Origin of the sequence: Lysinibacillus sp. RC46 (genome assembly GCF_041262385.1) — a bacterium.
Classification (GTDB): domain Bacteria; phylum Bacillota; class Bacilli; order Bacillales_A; family Planococcaceae; genus Lysinibacillus.
The window spans coordinates 192,371-207,363 of the sequence record NZ_JBGCCF010000002.1; the positions used below are offsets into that span (position 1 = coordinate 192,371).

At 39.0% G+C, this 14,993-nt stretch carries 15 protein-coding genes and 1 riboswitch; of the genes, 1 reads left to right on the top strand and 14 read right to left on the bottom strand.

Going from position 1 to position 14,993, the window contains the following annotated elements; genetic code table 11:
• Positions 1–122: 122 nt before the first annotated feature.
• The 10 genes from ABH966_RS02830 to ABH966_RS02875 all read right to left on the bottom strand — a co-directional run bounded on the left by ABH966_RS02830 (position 123) and on the right by ABH966_RS02875 (position 8,175).
• Positions 123–626 (bottom strand): metallophosphoesterase, encoded by a 504-nt coding sequence (locus tag ABH966_RS02830; RefSeq protein ID WP_370075546.1) that lies wholly within the window; start codon positions 624–626, stop codon positions 123–125.
• A gap of 12 nt (positions 627–638) precedes the next feature.
• Positions 639–1,232, bottom strand: a complete 594-nt coding sequence (locus tag ABH966_RS02835) for an XTP/dITP diphosphatase (RefSeq protein ID WP_370075548.1) — start codon at positions 1,230–1,232, stop codon at positions 639–641.
• Between the two features lies 1 nt (position 1,233).
• A complete protein-coding gene (gene rph / locus ABH966_RS02840; RefSeq protein ID WP_370075550.1) occupies positions 1,234–1,983 on the bottom strand; it encodes a ribonuclease PH in 750 nt (249 codons plus the stop codon).
• Positions 1,984–2,116: 133 nt separating this feature from the next.
• Positions 2,117–2,914 (bottom strand): glutamate racemase, encoded by a 798-nt coding sequence (racE, locus tag ABH966_RS02845; RefSeq protein WP_370075552.1) that lies wholly within the window; start codon positions 2,912–2,914, stop codon positions 2,117–2,119.
• 10 nt (positions 2,915–2,924) lie between these two features.
• Positions 2,925–3,377: a MarR family winged helix-turn-helix transcriptional regulator gene (locus tag ABH966_RS02850; RefSeq protein WP_323653188.1), complete on the bottom strand. Its 453-nt coding sequence runs from the start codon at positions 3,375–3,377 to the stop codon at positions 2,925–2,927.
• 75 nt (positions 3,378–3,452) lie between these two features.
• Positions 3,453–3,674 carry a helix-turn-helix domain-containing protein gene (locus ABH966_RS02855; RefSeq protein ID WP_004226437.1) on the bottom strand — a complete coding sequence of 74 codons (222 nt, stop codon included), beginning with the start codon at positions 3,672–3,674 and terminating at the stop codon, positions 3,453–3,455.
• Positions 3,675–4,101: 427 nt separating this feature from the next.
• Complete coding sequence (locus tag ABH966_RS02860; protein ID WP_370075554.1) at positions 4,102–4,560, bottom strand: acyl-CoA thioesterase; 459 nt, start codon at positions 4,558–4,560, stop codon at positions 4,102–4,104.
• Positions 4,561–4,960: 400 nt separating this feature from the next.
• Entirely contained in the window at positions 4,961–5,740 is a 780-nt protein-coding gene (sdhB, locus tag ABH966_RS02865; RefSeq protein WP_370075556.1) for a succinate dehydrogenase iron-sulfur subunit, read from the bottom strand.
• A 5-nt stretch (positions 5,741–5,745) separates the two neighbouring features.
• A complete protein-coding gene (gene sdhA / locus ABH966_RS02870; protein WP_370075558.1) occupies positions 5,746–7,500 on the bottom strand; it encodes a succinate dehydrogenase flavoprotein subunit in 1,755 nt (584 codons plus the stop codon).
• A 66-nt stretch (positions 7,501–7,566) separates the two neighbouring features.
• Complete coding sequence (locus tag ABH966_RS02875; protein WP_370075560.1) at positions 7,567–8,175, bottom strand: succinate dehydrogenase cytochrome b558 subunit; 609 nt, start codon at positions 8,173–8,175, stop codon at positions 7,567–7,569.
• 272 nt (positions 8,176–8,447) lie between these two features.
• Between ABH966_RS02875 and ABH966_RS02880 the strand changes: the two genes are divergently transcribed.
• On the top strand, positions 8,448–8,882 hold the full coding sequence (locus tag ABH966_RS02880) for a YslB family protein (protein ID WP_370075562.1): 435 nt from the start codon (positions 8,448–8,450) through the stop codon (positions 8,880–8,882).
• 530 nt (positions 8,883–9,412) lie between these two features.
• Here the strand turns inward: ABH966_RS02880 and ABH966_RS02885 are convergent.
• The 4 genes from ABH966_RS02885 to uvrC all read right to left on the bottom strand — a co-directional run bounded on the left by ABH966_RS02885 (position 9,413) and on the right by uvrC (position 14,867).
• The gene (locus ABH966_RS02885; protein ID WP_370075564.1) at positions 9,413–10,672 is read right to left on the bottom strand and encodes a methyl-accepting chemotaxis protein; all 1,260 of its coding nucleotides are present in this window, start codon (positions 10,670–10,672) and stop codon (positions 9,413–9,415) included.
• Between the two features lie 427 nt (positions 10,673–11,099).
• The gene (locus ABH966_RS02890; protein ID WP_370075566.1) at positions 11,100–12,338 is read right to left on the bottom strand and encodes an aspartate kinase; all 1,239 of its coding nucleotides are present in this window, start codon (positions 12,336–12,338) and stop codon (positions 11,100–11,102) included.
• 218 nt (positions 12,339–12,556) lie between these two features.
• A riboswitch (Lysine riboswitch) is annotated at positions 12,557–12,735 on the bottom strand.
• Between the two features lie 136 nt (positions 12,736–12,871).
• Entirely contained in the window at positions 12,872–13,066 is a 195-nt protein-coding gene (locus tag ABH966_RS02895) for a hypothetical protein (protein ID WP_370075568.1), read from the bottom strand.
• A gap of 10 nt (positions 13,067–13,076) precedes the next feature.
• Entirely contained in the window at positions 13,077–14,867 is a 1,791-nt protein-coding gene (uvrC, locus tag ABH966_RS02900) for an excinuclease ABC subunit UvrC (protein WP_370075569.1), read from the bottom strand.
• Positions 14,868–14,993 lie beyond the last annotated feature (126 nt).

Sequence of the window (14,993 nt, forward strand, 5' to 3'; positions counted from 1 at the left end):
CTTTATTTTTTCTACTTCGTCATAAACAATTCATAGCCATTTTTACCATTTTGTCTTACCAATCGGGCCGAGATAAAACAAAAAACGCTTAGAGTTTCTAAAACTTAAGCGTTTTTGTTACATCATTTTCGCATAAACTTGTGGCTGGAAATACAGCTATTATCATCCGTAAAGAACTTTACTTCAAAATACGTAGCTTCAACCTCTACAAGAGCAAAGCTTTTTTCTTTACGACCACGTGGTTTTAATAAGCTCCCAGGATTTAAAAATAACACATCATCAATCATTTCCGCCCCAAGAATATGAGAGTGACCAAAGCACGCAATTTGTGCATCTACCTCTTTGGCACGATATGATAACGATAAGATTGAAGTTTTAACATTGAATAAATGTCCATGTGCTACAAAGACTGTGACGTCCTCTAAACCGAATACTTCCTCATTAGGGAAGGCTTGATCGATGTCACAATTTCCGCGTACTTTCTTCATGCCATCCAATGCTTTATGAGAGAAAGGAAGCTCACTATCTCCACAATGAATGAAAGCATCAGCATTTGGGTAAAAGCTACGCACTTTTTCAATCACATTACTATCACCATGTGTATCACTCATGACCAGTATTTGCATGGATATCACCTCTTATTTTATAAGATTAGGTAATTGTTCCTTCAACTTACGAATAGCATTCCCACGGTGGGAAATTGCTCCTTTTTCATCGGCTGTTAGCTCTGCCATCATACGGTTTAAGCTTGGGACAAAGAAGACTGGATCGTAACCAAATCCGTTTGTACCACGTTTTTCGTGTGCAATGATACCTTCACAAGTACCAAAAACTGTTGTCGTTTCAAAATCAGGTCCTGCAATAGCGATGCAACAGCAGAAGCGTGCTGTACGCTTTTCATCTTCGACATTTTTTAGGTTTTCTAACAACTTAACCATGTTTGCTTCATCATCATGATCACCCGCATAGCGTGCAGAATAAACACCAGGTTCACCATTTAATGCATCCACAGCTAAGCCACTATCATCAGCAATAACAATTGTGTTTAGCTCTTTTGCCAATGCTTCTGCCTTTAAGATTGCATTTTCCTCAAAAGTAATGCCTGTTTCTTCTATTTCCATCTCTGGGGCAACATCAAACATCGTTACTACTTCATAGCCAAGTGGACCAAATAACGCTTCGAAATCTTTTGCTTTTCCTTTATTTTTAGTTGCAATGACTACTTGTTTCATGTTATTCATTTCCTCCCACTTTGTTAGCCAATTCACCTAGTGTCTCTTTTTGAAGTGCAATCAATTGTTGAATGCCTGCTTCACCTAACGCCAGCAGTTCATTTAACTCTTCACGTGAAAAGGTTGCTTCTTCACCTGTCCCTTGAAGCTCAACAAAGCGTCCTGCACCTGTCATGACGATATTCATATCTACAGCAGCAGCAACATCTTCAACGTAGTTTAAGTCTAAAATTGCTCCGTGATCCTCTACAATACCAACACTTGTTGCAGCTAAATAGTCTGTGATTGGGAATTTTGCTAATTGTTTTTCTTCTACAAACTTAGCAATTGCTTGTGTCATCGCTACAAATGCTCCTGTAATTGAAGCTGTACGCGTCCCTCCATCTGCTTGAATCACGTCACAGTCAATCCACACCGTACGCTCACCAAGTGCTTCTAAATCAACGACCGCACGTAATGAACGACCGATTAATCGTTGAATCTCCATTGTGCGGCCATTGACTTTGCCGCGAGATGATTCACGTGCTGTACGCTGTGCTGTTGCACGAGGTAGCATCGAGTATTCTGCAGTAATCCACCCTTTGCCTTGTCCACGTAAAAATCCAGGAACCTTATCCTCAATCGTTGCTGTGCAAATTACTTTTGTATTGCCTACTTGAATTAACACTGAGCCTTCTGGGTGCAATAAATACTCACTATCTATTTTCACAGGACGCAGCGCATCTACATTTCTTCCATCAAATCTTGTCATAATTTTCGTTCCTCCTAAAATCTTTCGCGCACTCATCTTAACATAATTTTCACCTTCAAAAAAGTGCTCGGTCCCCTTATGTACAATGCTAAAAACGGCAAAAATCAGCCTAGCCCCTAGCTAAGCTGATTTTTTATTTTAATGTCATACGTTTTATACGGAGAGTACCTTGCTCAAGCCAGCTTTCAGCAATTGAACGGAAAATCGGTACTGAACCAGTTGCATAAAATTTATGGGCAGGCACAGCGTCTGGATCAGCCAAAGTGCCATTATATTCAAGCATTTCTTGAACATCCTTTGCTGTTTCCTCAGCAGAAGAAAGCACAAAAACTTCTTCTCCTACAACAGCTTCAATTTGTTTTTGCAGAATTGGATAGTGCGTGCATCCTAGTATGACCGTATCAAATTGTTCATTTTTCAACGGCTTTAAGCCTTCCGCAATTAAATTATTTGCAAATTCGCCTTTATATTCGCCACTTTCTACAAGTGGTACGAATGTTGGACAAGCAAGCGGAATAATATGAGTCGACGTATTCAGTGATAATAAGGCTTCCTCATACGCCCCGCTTTTAATTGTTCCTTCTGTTGCAAGCACAACGACTTCATGTCGCTTCGTTTTCTTTACAGCTGCACGTGCGCCAGCATTAATAACGCCTAGTACCGGAAAAGGCATATTTCTTTGTAAACTTTCGAGTGCTACTGCAGTCGCTGTATTACAAGCAATGACGAGCATTTTGATATTCATTTTTTCTAGTGCTTTTGCCATTTGCCAAGTGAAGTTTCGTACTTCCTGACGACTTCTTGGACCATACGGACATCTTGCTGTATCACCAATATAATAGATCGTTTCGTTTGGTAACAGCTTCATTATTTCTTTTGCTACGGTTAAACCGCCTACTCCTGAGTCAATAACGCCTATCGGGGCATTCATACTTTCCGCCTCAATCCTGTTTCATGTGTACATGTAGTTTTTCTAAATAGCTTGATAATTGCGCGACTTCTTGTTCATTAAAACCAACAAGTTTCTCTTGCAAATATTGCTGTCTTTTTTCAATAACCTCTTGAATAATACGTTCGCCCTTCTCGAGAAGATGAACAACAACGACACGACGATCATTTTCGTCACGCATTCGCTTGACTAATTCATTTTTCTCCATTCGGTCCACTAGATCTGTTGTTGTACTAAAAGCTAAGTATAATCGATTTGACAGGTCGCCAATTGTTATATCTCCAAGCTCTTCTAACCACTGTAATGCAACAAATTGTGGCGGCGTAATCGCATATTGTGAAACAATCTCTCTTCCTTTTTGCTTCACAATCGCCGCTATATAGCGTAATTCCTTTTCAACCGTTGCAACGGTTTCAGGTGAGTGCTTTGTTACTTCATCCGACATATAACTATTTCACTCCTAAAAATACGTTGAATAGTTCTATTTTGTCGTTTTTTTTCTGAAATAGCAAGTGTCCAATTAGTCTAATTTAAATTCTTCTAAGCGTAACAGCTCAATTAACGCCTGAGATCGATTCGTTACACCTAACTTTTGAATTGTATTGGAAATGTGATTTCGCACTGTTTTTTCACTAATACCAAGTTGCTCTGCAATATCCCTCGTTGTTTTTTCAGCTAATAAAAGCGCAAATATTTCACGTTCTCGGTTCGTTAAAAGAGAACGATGATGAGAGCCATTCATTTTCAGTTACACCCTCCTCCCCCGCACGTATTGTAACTTATGTTAAGGAATGAGGAGCGGTGACGGCTATTTTCATTAATATCTCGTGTTTCCTAAAAAAAATCGGAAATTACTTCCACCGATTTATGATTTTATGTAAAAATGGATCATCACCATAACAAGTGGTTGTTTTCCGTTCCGACTGGGCGCTTTCACGGGGCGTCTAATGAGCCGCTGATCCTCAAGGAGTCGCCCAGTCTTTACTTCAATCAACTTATATATATGGTGTCATCCACAACTTTTTGTAATGAGTCGTAAAAGTGCAATTTCAATCGTCGAAATCATTGTTTATACTTATTTCCTCGAGAAAACTTTTTGCAATGTTGAAAAATATAACTCTCACTATTTTTGTCTATGGACAATTAACTTTCGTAATCCGTTTCCAATACTATAGGAACACCAAGCTTGCTAAGTGAGTTTTTTCTTCCTCAGATAGTGGTACACTCTTACCAGTTCGAGGGTTCATTTGCACTACCGTACCACGACCCGTAAAGCAAACTTCATCATGCTGGTTTTTCGCTAAGTAATGAATATCCAATGATGAGTTCCCTACTGTCGCTACCTTCGTATAAATTCTTAGCACATCATCAAAGAAAACTTGCTTCACGTAATCACACTGTAAGTCGGCTACAATCGGAATACCCTCTACATGTTCATCAATTGCTGATGGCATTAGAACACCTAAATGACGGAAATAATCGATTCGTGCTTGTTCAAAATATGTAAAGCTAACTGTATTGTTCATATGACCGTACATATCCGTTTCTGAAAAACGTACACGAACCTCAATAAAAAATGCAAAATCCTTTGTCCATTCCTGAAAATCTCCGATATAATTTGCTTTCATCTTAGCCATCCCCCTAATTTTTATTCGCTTCTTCCAAAACAACAAATGGAATTCGCAAGTCATAAATGAATATACATTCATTATAAAGGAAAACACTATATTATCATAGAAAATTCATATTTTTACTCGGTAAAACTCATTTTCTGTACACCCCAATGATACCTATCCTATTTTTGCGTAATTCGATCTTTTTATGCTGTAATGAAGACATCATATTTAGTTTATTACTCTTTCTTGAAAATGCCCCTATCTGAACTCCCTATAGTACGAAACTTTAATGGTGAGTAGGATCAATCAAGCATTTACGAGTTTTATTCTACAAAATTATTTAATATTTTTCATAGAAAAAAACTCCCTTACACATTTAGTGTAAGGGAGTTTGGGAGTAAAGCTTGTACTATTAGTCAACGTAGTGGTCAGAACCGAAGAAGTTACGGAACATTTGCACTGTAGTTGCACGGTTTAATGATGCGATAGATGTTGTTAAAGGAATACCTTTTGGACAAGCAGCTACACAGTTTTGTGAGTTACCGCAGTTTGCAAGGCCTCCATCACCCATGATTGCATTTAAACGTTCGTCTTTAATCATTGCACCAGTTGGGTGAGTGTTGAATAGACGTACTTGTGATAATGGTGCTGGTCCGATGAATGAAGCTTTTTCAGACACGTTTGGACACGCTTCCATACATACACCACAAGTCATACATTTAGATAATTCATAAGCCCATTGACGTTTACCTTCTGGCATACGTGGACCTTCACCTAAATCATAAGTACCATCAATTGGAACCCATGCTTTAACTTTTTTAAGTGCATTGAACATGCGTTCACGGTCAACTTGTAAGTCACGAATAACTGGGAAAGTTTTCATAGGCTCAAGTTTAATTGGCTCAGTCAATTGGTCAACAAGAGTTGAACAAGATTGACGTGGGCGGCCATTGATAACCATTGAACATGCACCACAAACTTCTTCAAGACAGTTCATATCCCATGCAACTGGTGTTGTTTTTTCACCATTTGACAAAACTGGATTCTTTTGAATTTCCATTAATACAGAAATGACGTTCATACCATGGCGATAAGGAACTTCGAATTTCTGCCAGTAGCCATTGCCACCTTTTGTATCTTGACGTAAAATTTCAACTTTTACCATTCTTCCAGTATTAGCTGCGATATTCATAATTCTTAGTCTCCTTTCGCAGAGTAATCACGTTTACGTGGTGGAATTAATGAAACGTCGACTTCTTGGTAAGTAATGATTGGGTTACCAGTAGTTGGATCAAACTTCGCCATTGTTGTTTTTAAGAAGTTCTCATCATCACGGTTCGGGAAGTCTGGCTTATAATGTGCACCACGAGATTCATTACGTAATAATGCACCTTTTGTCATTACTTTCGCAAGGTAAATCATATTTTTTAACTGACGCGTAAAGTGAGCACCTTGGTTACTCCACTTTTGTGTATCGTTGATGTTAATGTTTTCCCAACGTTTTTGGAATTCATCAAGTTTATTCAATGTATCTTGAAGTTGGTCATTGTAACGTACTACTGTCATAGTAGCTGTCATCATTTCACCAAGCTCTTTATGAAGCAAGTAAGCGTTTTCTGTGCCGTCCATTTTCATGACAGCATCCCACTTAGCTTGTTCTTCTTTAACGCGAGCATCGAATACTTCTTGTGGAATATCTTCAGCATGCTTTTTAAGATGTTTAACATAATCTACTGCGTTTGGTCCAGCAACCATACCGCCATAGATAGCAGATAATAATGAGTTCGCACCAAGACGGTTTGCACCATGTTGAGAATAATCACATTCACCTGCTGCAAATAGACCAGGAATTTCAGTCATTTGGTTGTAGTCAACCCATAATCCACCCATTGAGTAGTGAACTGCTGGGAAAATTTTCATTGGTAATTTACGTGGATCATCACCTACGAATTTTTCGTAGATTTCAATAATACCACCTAGTTTTACATCTAATTCATGTGGATCTTTATGAGAAAGATCTAGGTATACCATGTTTTCGCCGTTGATACCAAGTTTTTGGTTTACACAAACGTCGAAAATTTCACGTGTTGCAATATCACGTGGTACTAAGTTACCATATGCAGGATATTTTTCTTCCAGGAAGTACCAAGGTTTACCGTCTTTATAAGTCCAAATACGGCCACCTTCACCACGAGCTGACTCTGACATTAGACGGTTTTTGTCATCTCCAGGAATCGCTGTTGGGTGAATTTGGATGAACTCACCATTCGCGTATGAAGCACCTTGTTGGTAAACGATAGAAGCAGCAGAACCTGTATTAATAACAGAGTTTGTTGTTTTACCGAAGATAATACCAGGGCCACCAGTCGCCATAATAACAGCGTCTGCACGGAATGATTTGATTTCTTCTGTACGCATATCTTGCGCTACGATACCACGACAAACGCCGTCAGGATCGACTACTGCACCAAGGAATTCCCAGTGCTCATATTTGTTCACTAAACCAGCTACTTCGTGAGAGCGAACTTGCTCGTCTAGTGCGTATAGTAATTGCTGACCAGTTGTTGCACCAGAGAAGGCTGTACGGTGCATTAAAGTACCACCGAAACGACGGAAGTCAAGAAGACCTTCTGGTGTACGGTTGAACATTACACCCATACGGTCCATTAAGTGAATAATACCAGGGGCTGCATCACACATACCCTTAACAGGTGGTTGGTTCGCTAAGAAGTCCCCACCATAAACTGTATCATCAAAGTGGATCCAAGGAGAATCCCCTTCACCTTTTGTATTTACCGCACCATTAATTCCGCCCTGCGCACATACAGAGTGTGAGCGTTTTACAGGAACTAATGAGAATAAATCAACTTCAGTACCAACTTCAGCTGCTTTAATCGTTGCCATCAGACCAGCTAGACCGCCGCCAACAACAATTATTTTGCTTTTCGCCATGATTATTTCTCACTCCTCTTAAAAAATTGCAATGATTGCATGTACTCTATAGTAGCTTCTATTAAATTAAACAAAAGCTAAAATAGCAGCCACACCAACTACACTTAGAATTACGAAAATAATGTTTGTTACATAAGTAGCAATCTTTTGAGACTGAGGAGATTGTACAATACCCCAGCTAACTAGGAATGCCCATAAACCGTTAGATAAGTGGAAAGTTGCTGATATAATACCAACGATGTAGAATCCAAGCATGAATGGATTAGAAACGATATCCGCCATCATGTCGTAATCAACTTCTGTACCAAGTGCTTTTTGAATACGAGTTTGGAAAATATGCCATGCAATGAAGATCACTAAGAATACACCAGTGAAACGTTGTAATGAGTACATCCAGTTACGGTATGTGCTGAAACGTCCTGTATTTGGTGTAGCAGTGAATGCAATGTAGACACCATAGAATGCGTGGAACATTAATGGAATATAAATGACAATCCATTCAACTAGGATAAGGAATGGAATCTTTTCCATTACTGCGGTAGCATCGTTGTAACTTTCTGCTCCGCCTGTTGCTGTAAAGTTAATGAACAGGTGCATCGTTAAAAACAGACCTACTGGAATGATACCAAGTAGAGAATGTAAGCGACGCCATAAAAACTCTCGATCTTTCGACAAGACTGTTACCCCCCTTAGTACTTAAAATAGCACAACTAAAGAAGTCATCATTTTGTAACTGATACTTCATTGACTGTGTATTTCATCATGGTACAATATTATGACATGTTTATTGTACTCTCAAGAGCTACGAGCGTCAAGGCAACTTAAAGTTTTTCATATTCCTTATTAAATAAGTAATCTAGTACATGATGCATCGTTTTTTCTCGAAAAATCTATCTTTACTTTATCAGTGTCGAATTTTAAGAAAATTCTAAGAAAGAAGGCTTTCAATGTTAAACACTTCATCTCCTACAATCTCAGCATTTGGCTATGAGATAATTCGCGATTATATTTTATCTTCCATTCTTGGTAAACACGAAGATGATGTCCTTTACTGGGCAGGAAAAGATCTAGCTCGGAAGTTCCCATGTACAAGTCAAGATGAACTTATCGCATTTTTCGCAGATGCCTGTTGGGGTAATTTAGAGCTTGTCAAAGAATCGAAAGATGGACGTATATTCCAGTTGACAAATGATCCAGAACTGTTACAAATCGGTCTTCGAAGCTTTAGACTTGAAGCAGGATTTATAGCTGAGCAAATCCAGCAAGTAAAAGGTTATTTAACAGAATGCTATGATGAAAAACGTGAAAAGCAACAAAATGTAACGTTCACAGTAAAATGGGACGTTAAAGAAAGAATCATGAATACCGTTCCTACAGAATAAAACGAAAAGGATTGCCATCCCACATTTATGGATGACAATCCTTTTTATGTATACAATAGAATTTAATTGTAGCGAAGATTGGGCAACTCCTTGGAGTAGCGTCATAAATGGACAAGCGAAGTAGCTCCATTGGACGCCCCCAGTAAAGCGTCGTGATGGAACAGAAATCACCCCCTCGTTATGATGATGAGTTTAGGGATGACATGTTGCTAAAGCGTATGTCATGTGAATTGGCTGATTGGAGTGGAGGCTGGGCGACTCCTTGGGGATCAGCAATAGAGGAACGAAGGCTAAGAACATCACGTCCTGTGATAACGCCTTCGTAACCAACATCGTGTTGGCCCGAGACCCTGGAGCGAGCATAGCGAGTGAAGCGGCTCATCGGACGCCCCCAGGAAGCTCTGCTCTGCGCGAAAGCGAAGCGTCAGCAACAAATGTTTTCTGTAGCGAAAAGCAAAGCGACAGCTACAAAGCGCCTAGCCAGAACGGAAATCACCCCCTCGTTTATGTTTACGAATCATTTTTCTAATTTATAGTTGTGCACGTCTTTCTTTTAAAAGTACATCTATTAACCCAATAAATGCCTCCAAAATATTAAGTGAGTGTTGAATCATTTCTTCTATGTTATTAATTGACAGTTCATTCACTAATTTTTGTGCGGCCATATGTACTAATTCATGTGGTTGTTCAATATGACGATATTCTGGTAAGTTCTGATATTCCTCAAAATGTCCGTAATACCATTTTCCAAACATACATTGATGATACGTTTTTATCGTTTCTTTCTGACCAGCCTTTTGAATAGCATTTCGTAAAAAGCTAGCATGATCCATTAACCTTGCTGCCAATTGGCTAACTACCGTTTGCTCTGATGGTTTTCTGATTGTCGGTGCAATAGCTTTTAACATTTCAGATACTTGATTTTGTATTATATTCGAGAAGTCACTAGAATGTGATAATTCCGTCGTCGTTTCCGCTAAACGACCTACAGCTATTACATTTTCTTCTGATGCAACTGTTATTTGATGAATACCATGTGCTGCTTCTTCAATATTTCTACTTGTTACAGTCAGATTAGCAATATTGTCCTTCATGACACTTATAAAGTCAGTTAAATAATGTTCGACTTCTTTAATATTTGTTATTGTATTATGTAATTTCTTATCAATGACTGAGCGAATCTTTGTCATTTCTTGCAATGAACCTTTCGAGCTGTTGGCTAAATTCCCTACCTCCATCGCGACAACATTAAAGCCTTTTCCATGCTCACCAGCACGTGCGGCTTCAATAGAGGCATTTAAAGATAGTAGTTGCGTTTGATCGGCAATCCCGGTTACACCTTTACTGATATCATCCATTTTAGTCATTTCATCATTCAGTTGCTCTGTTGAATTTGCTCCTTTGGTCAACAGCTCCTGAACCATTTCACCTTTTGAAATGGATGATTCCATTTCTTCTACAAGTAGTAATGAATGCTGTTTTATTTCTTGAATGTTTGCATTAACATTTTGCTCAACCGCAAGCACCTCCTCTGTATTTGACGACATTTCTTCACTCATTGCTGAAATATCCCCTACACTCGTAGAGACATTTTGAACCTTTAAAGCCGTTTGAAAATTAATTAACTCCATATGCGCTAGTACAAAGTCTAAAATCGCATTTTTCACATCAATACTTTCCTGCTCAAGTTCCAATTCCAAAATTCGCTTTTTTAATATTTGTATTTCTAAATCGTTGTGCTTCTCAACGCTTTCATCCATTGACTTTTGAAATAAACCAAATAACCCCATACAAACTTCCACCTTCCCTTTGGTAAAACATGTCATATTTTATTATATAACAATAGAATTAGATAAAGTATTAAATTGATGTGAACAAAAAAGGATGTGCCTTTTACTGACACATCCTCTTCAACATTATATGAAAAGCGCTTGTTCTAAAATCAATTATGCCCTTCTTTCCGTCGCTTTGGCTGTTCTATCCACGATTTTGGTGGCTCTATCCATGAATTTGAGTGCTCTATCCACGACTTTGGTGGTTCTATCTACGATTTTGGGTGCTCTATCCACGATTTTGGTGGCTCTATCCACGAATTTGACTTTGGGTGCTCTATCCATCTTTGACTCTTTTAAATTGCGTCCGAAGGCATTAGGCCAACAAATGTTTTTTGCGCGAAAGCGTAGCGTCAGCGGCACGAAGTTGATCACTCAGTTGTCGCTACACTTTCTGTACAAAAGACATTTCCTGAAATAAATTAAATTCATCATGTAATGCATTTGCTGCACGAATCATTTCGTCCTGAGGTACAACGACAGACACTTTTATTTCAGAAGTACTTACCATTTTTACAGGGATATCTTCACGGCGTAGACGATCAAACATTCGGGCAGCCACCCCTGGATTAGATGCCATACCAGATCCAATAATGGAAACTTTCGCTAAACCAATTTCAAAATCAGCAAAACTAAATCCTAGTGATACTTTACTATCTTCTAGTACACGTAATGCTTCAGCGAACTCCTCTTTTAAAATGGTAAATGATACAGTCGGCTTTAAGCCATCAATTATTGCTTGTACGATTATATCGACGTTTATACGATTTTCCGCAAGTATTGTGAACATATCTGCTAACGAAGCATTAGAATAAGCATCATAACCAATCGTTAAGCGAATAACGTCTGACTCATAGGCAACACCTCGTACAATTAAATTTTTTTCCATTTCAACTTCCTCCTTCAATAAAGTACCTACTGTATCTATTTCGCTCGACCTAATGATAACCGGGATTTGAAACTTCTTTGCTAACTCTACAGCTCGCGGGTGTAAAATTTGTGACCCTAAGTTTGATAGCTCTAGCATCTCATCATAGGAAATTTCTTTTAGCTTTTGTGCCCCAGCAACATGACTTGGATCAGCTGTATAGACTCCATCCACATTCGTGTAAATATCTACCCGCTTCGCCTTCAATTTTGCTGCAATGGCTATAGCTGTCGTTTCCGCCCCACCTTTACCTAACGTCGTAATATTCCGTAAATTATCGATACCCTGTTCCCCAGCAACGACTACGATTTTCCCCTGTACAAAATGCTCTTCTATTCGTCTAGCATCCATCCCATCAATACGGGCATTGCTATACATAGCATCAGTTTCAATGCCTGCCTGCCAGCCCGTTAATGACACAGCATCATATCCTTCCTCCTGTAAAGCAATTGCCACTAATGTACTAGTAAGTTGTGAGCTTGTTGAAAGTAATGCGTCTAGTTCACGCTTAGATGCATTGTCTGATAAATCACGAACCATCTTTGTTAATCCTTTAGATATACTCCTCATAGCTGTAGTGACAACGACAACATCAAAACCTCTTTCCTTTTCTGCAATCGCCTTTTGCGCAACATTTTGAATGTGCTCTGTTGATGCTAATGCAGCACCACCAAATTTCATCACAACTCTCGCCATCTTTATCATTCTCCTTCGTATTCAATCATTTTACTGATTATAAAGTAGCTATGCTTTTGCAGCTTTTCACAAAATAACACCACAAAAGCAAATAGCACCCCTTCACCTCTTAGGTAAAAGTAACAGACTTGAAAAAATGTTGTTTCGGAAAACTAAAAAGGCAGCTCCTCACATAACGTGAAAGCTGCCTATAACATGTACAATAAAGTAACTTGCGCATGTGTGATAGCTCTCCGAAACGTTTAGAATCGACAGTCTTACATCTCTTAAATGTAAAACCAGCACAGCATCGGAAACAACGATGCTCCACTTCGGCAAGTTCCCCTTTCATACATTTTCACTGGACTTGTTCGTCCTCGCATGTACTACTCTTGAACCTTGCACCTCTATCATCACTAAATAGTGATCGTATTTAATTGAACCTTAGTGAAGAAATTTCCAATTCAATAAGTAGAAACTACTAAAAAAACTAAGGCGCCGTATATAACATCGCTTTATTGAAGAGCAATGTTATATACAACCTTAGCATACGTCTAATCCTTTGACAATGTGTCTTGTCGAAAATCAATTTCGCCTTGGCGTAATTGCCGCTGACGCTTCGCTTTCGCGCAGAAGACATTTGCCGCTGACGCTTCGCTTTCGCACAGATAAACAATGCGTCCGAAGGCTTTATTTTCATTCAGTAGGTGTTTGTACACCCACTGAAAAGGAATTCCATCTGCATTCATCTCACTACCTTTAGAGGTGAGAGTCTTCTGCTGAATGAAAATAAGCATGAATATTGCTAGCAAGATTAGCAGGCATCCCTGCTTCTTGTAATGCCTGCATACTTGCCTCACGAATTTTTTTGACAGAACCAAAATGCTTGAGTAATTGTTGTTTTCGCTTTGGACCAATTCCCTCTATATTATCGAGGACAGATTGTATAGCGTGTTTCTCATGCTGCTGTCGTAAGAAGGTTATAGCAAAGCGGTGTACTTCATCCTGAATTCGTTGTAATAAGTAGAATCCATCACTTGTACGTTTTAACGCAATAACTTCTGGTGGATCACCAAATAGAAGCTGTGAAGTATTATGCTTTTCATCTTTTGCTAATCCGGCAATTGGAATGACAAGGCCGAGCTCATCCTCTAATACTTCACGCGCGACTTCCATTTGTCCCTTCCCACCATCTATTAGTACTAAATCCGGTAAAGGTAGACCATCTTTTAATACACGTGTGTATCGACGACGTATTACTTCCTGCATTGCCCCGTAATCATCGTGCTTGGCGGCGGTACGTGTTTTGTATTTTCGATACTCCTTCTTCGCAGGTTTTCCATCGATAAATACAACCATTGCAGATACAGCATCTGTCCCATGCATATGACTATTATCGAAGGCTTCAATCCGTAACGGCGTAGAAATGCCCATCGCTTCACCGAGCGCCTCACATGCTCCTATTGTGCGCTCTTCCTGACGTTCAATAAGCTGGAACTTCGCTGCTACAGCAATTTCAGCATTTTTCGTCGCTAATTCAACTAGCTCTTTTTTTTGCCCACGTTTTGGTGTCAGTACCTTAACTTCTAGTAATTCCGTTAAAATATCTGCATCAATAGATCGTGGGATAAAAATCTCCTTAGGTTTAATGTGCTCTAGCTTCTCGTAAAATCGTCCAACAAACGTTAAAAATTCCTCTTCTGCCTCTTGATAAACCGGGAAAATCGAGACATCTCGCTCTATAAGCTTTCCTTGACGAACAAAGAAAACTTGAACACACATCCAACCCTTCTCGACGGCATAGCCAAATACATCACGATTCGTTGTATCACTTGATACGATTTTTTGCTTTTGCATGACTGTATCGATATGTGCAATTTGATCGCGAAATTCCTTTGCACGCTCAAACTCTAAATTTTCTGCGGCCGCTAGCATTTTTACTTCTAGCTCCTTTTTGACTTCCTCAACCCCACCATTTAAAAATTTTGTCATATCCTCAATCATATCGTGGTAAGTTTCAGCTTCAATATCCTTCACGCAAGGGGCTAGACATTGCCCCATGTGATAATACAAGCAAACCTTGGTAGGGAGTTGTACACATTTTCGCAGAGGATACAAACGATCTAGCAGCTTTTTTGTCTCACTTGCTGCATACGCATTCGGATATGGCCCAAAATATTTCGCCTTATCCTTTTTCACTTTTCGTGTTGTAATAAGACGTGGATGTTTCTCATTTGTAATTTTTAAATACGGATACGTTTTATCATCCGTTAGCATAATATTGTACTTCGGATCATGTAGTTTTATAAGATTAAGCTCTAAAATTAAAGCTTCAATATTGGAGGATGTCACAATGTACTCGAAGTCTTCTATTTCGCTTACAAGTCTCTGTGTTTTCCCTTCATGCGTACCAGTAAAATACGAGCGTACTCGATTTTTCAGCACTTTTGCTTTCCCGACATAAATAATGGTTCCTTGTCGATCTTTCATCAAATAGCAGCCAGGCTGATCTGGTAAAATTTCAAGCTTTCGTTTAATTAAATCATTCATCGCCTACCTGCCCCCTTTTTCTAAAAAAGCAAATAAAGATTTGTCTATTCTCAAATATAACGTTCGCTTTTTCTCTATATTATATAACGAAAAAAAGCCAAGCACATCATATTGATGGCTTGACTC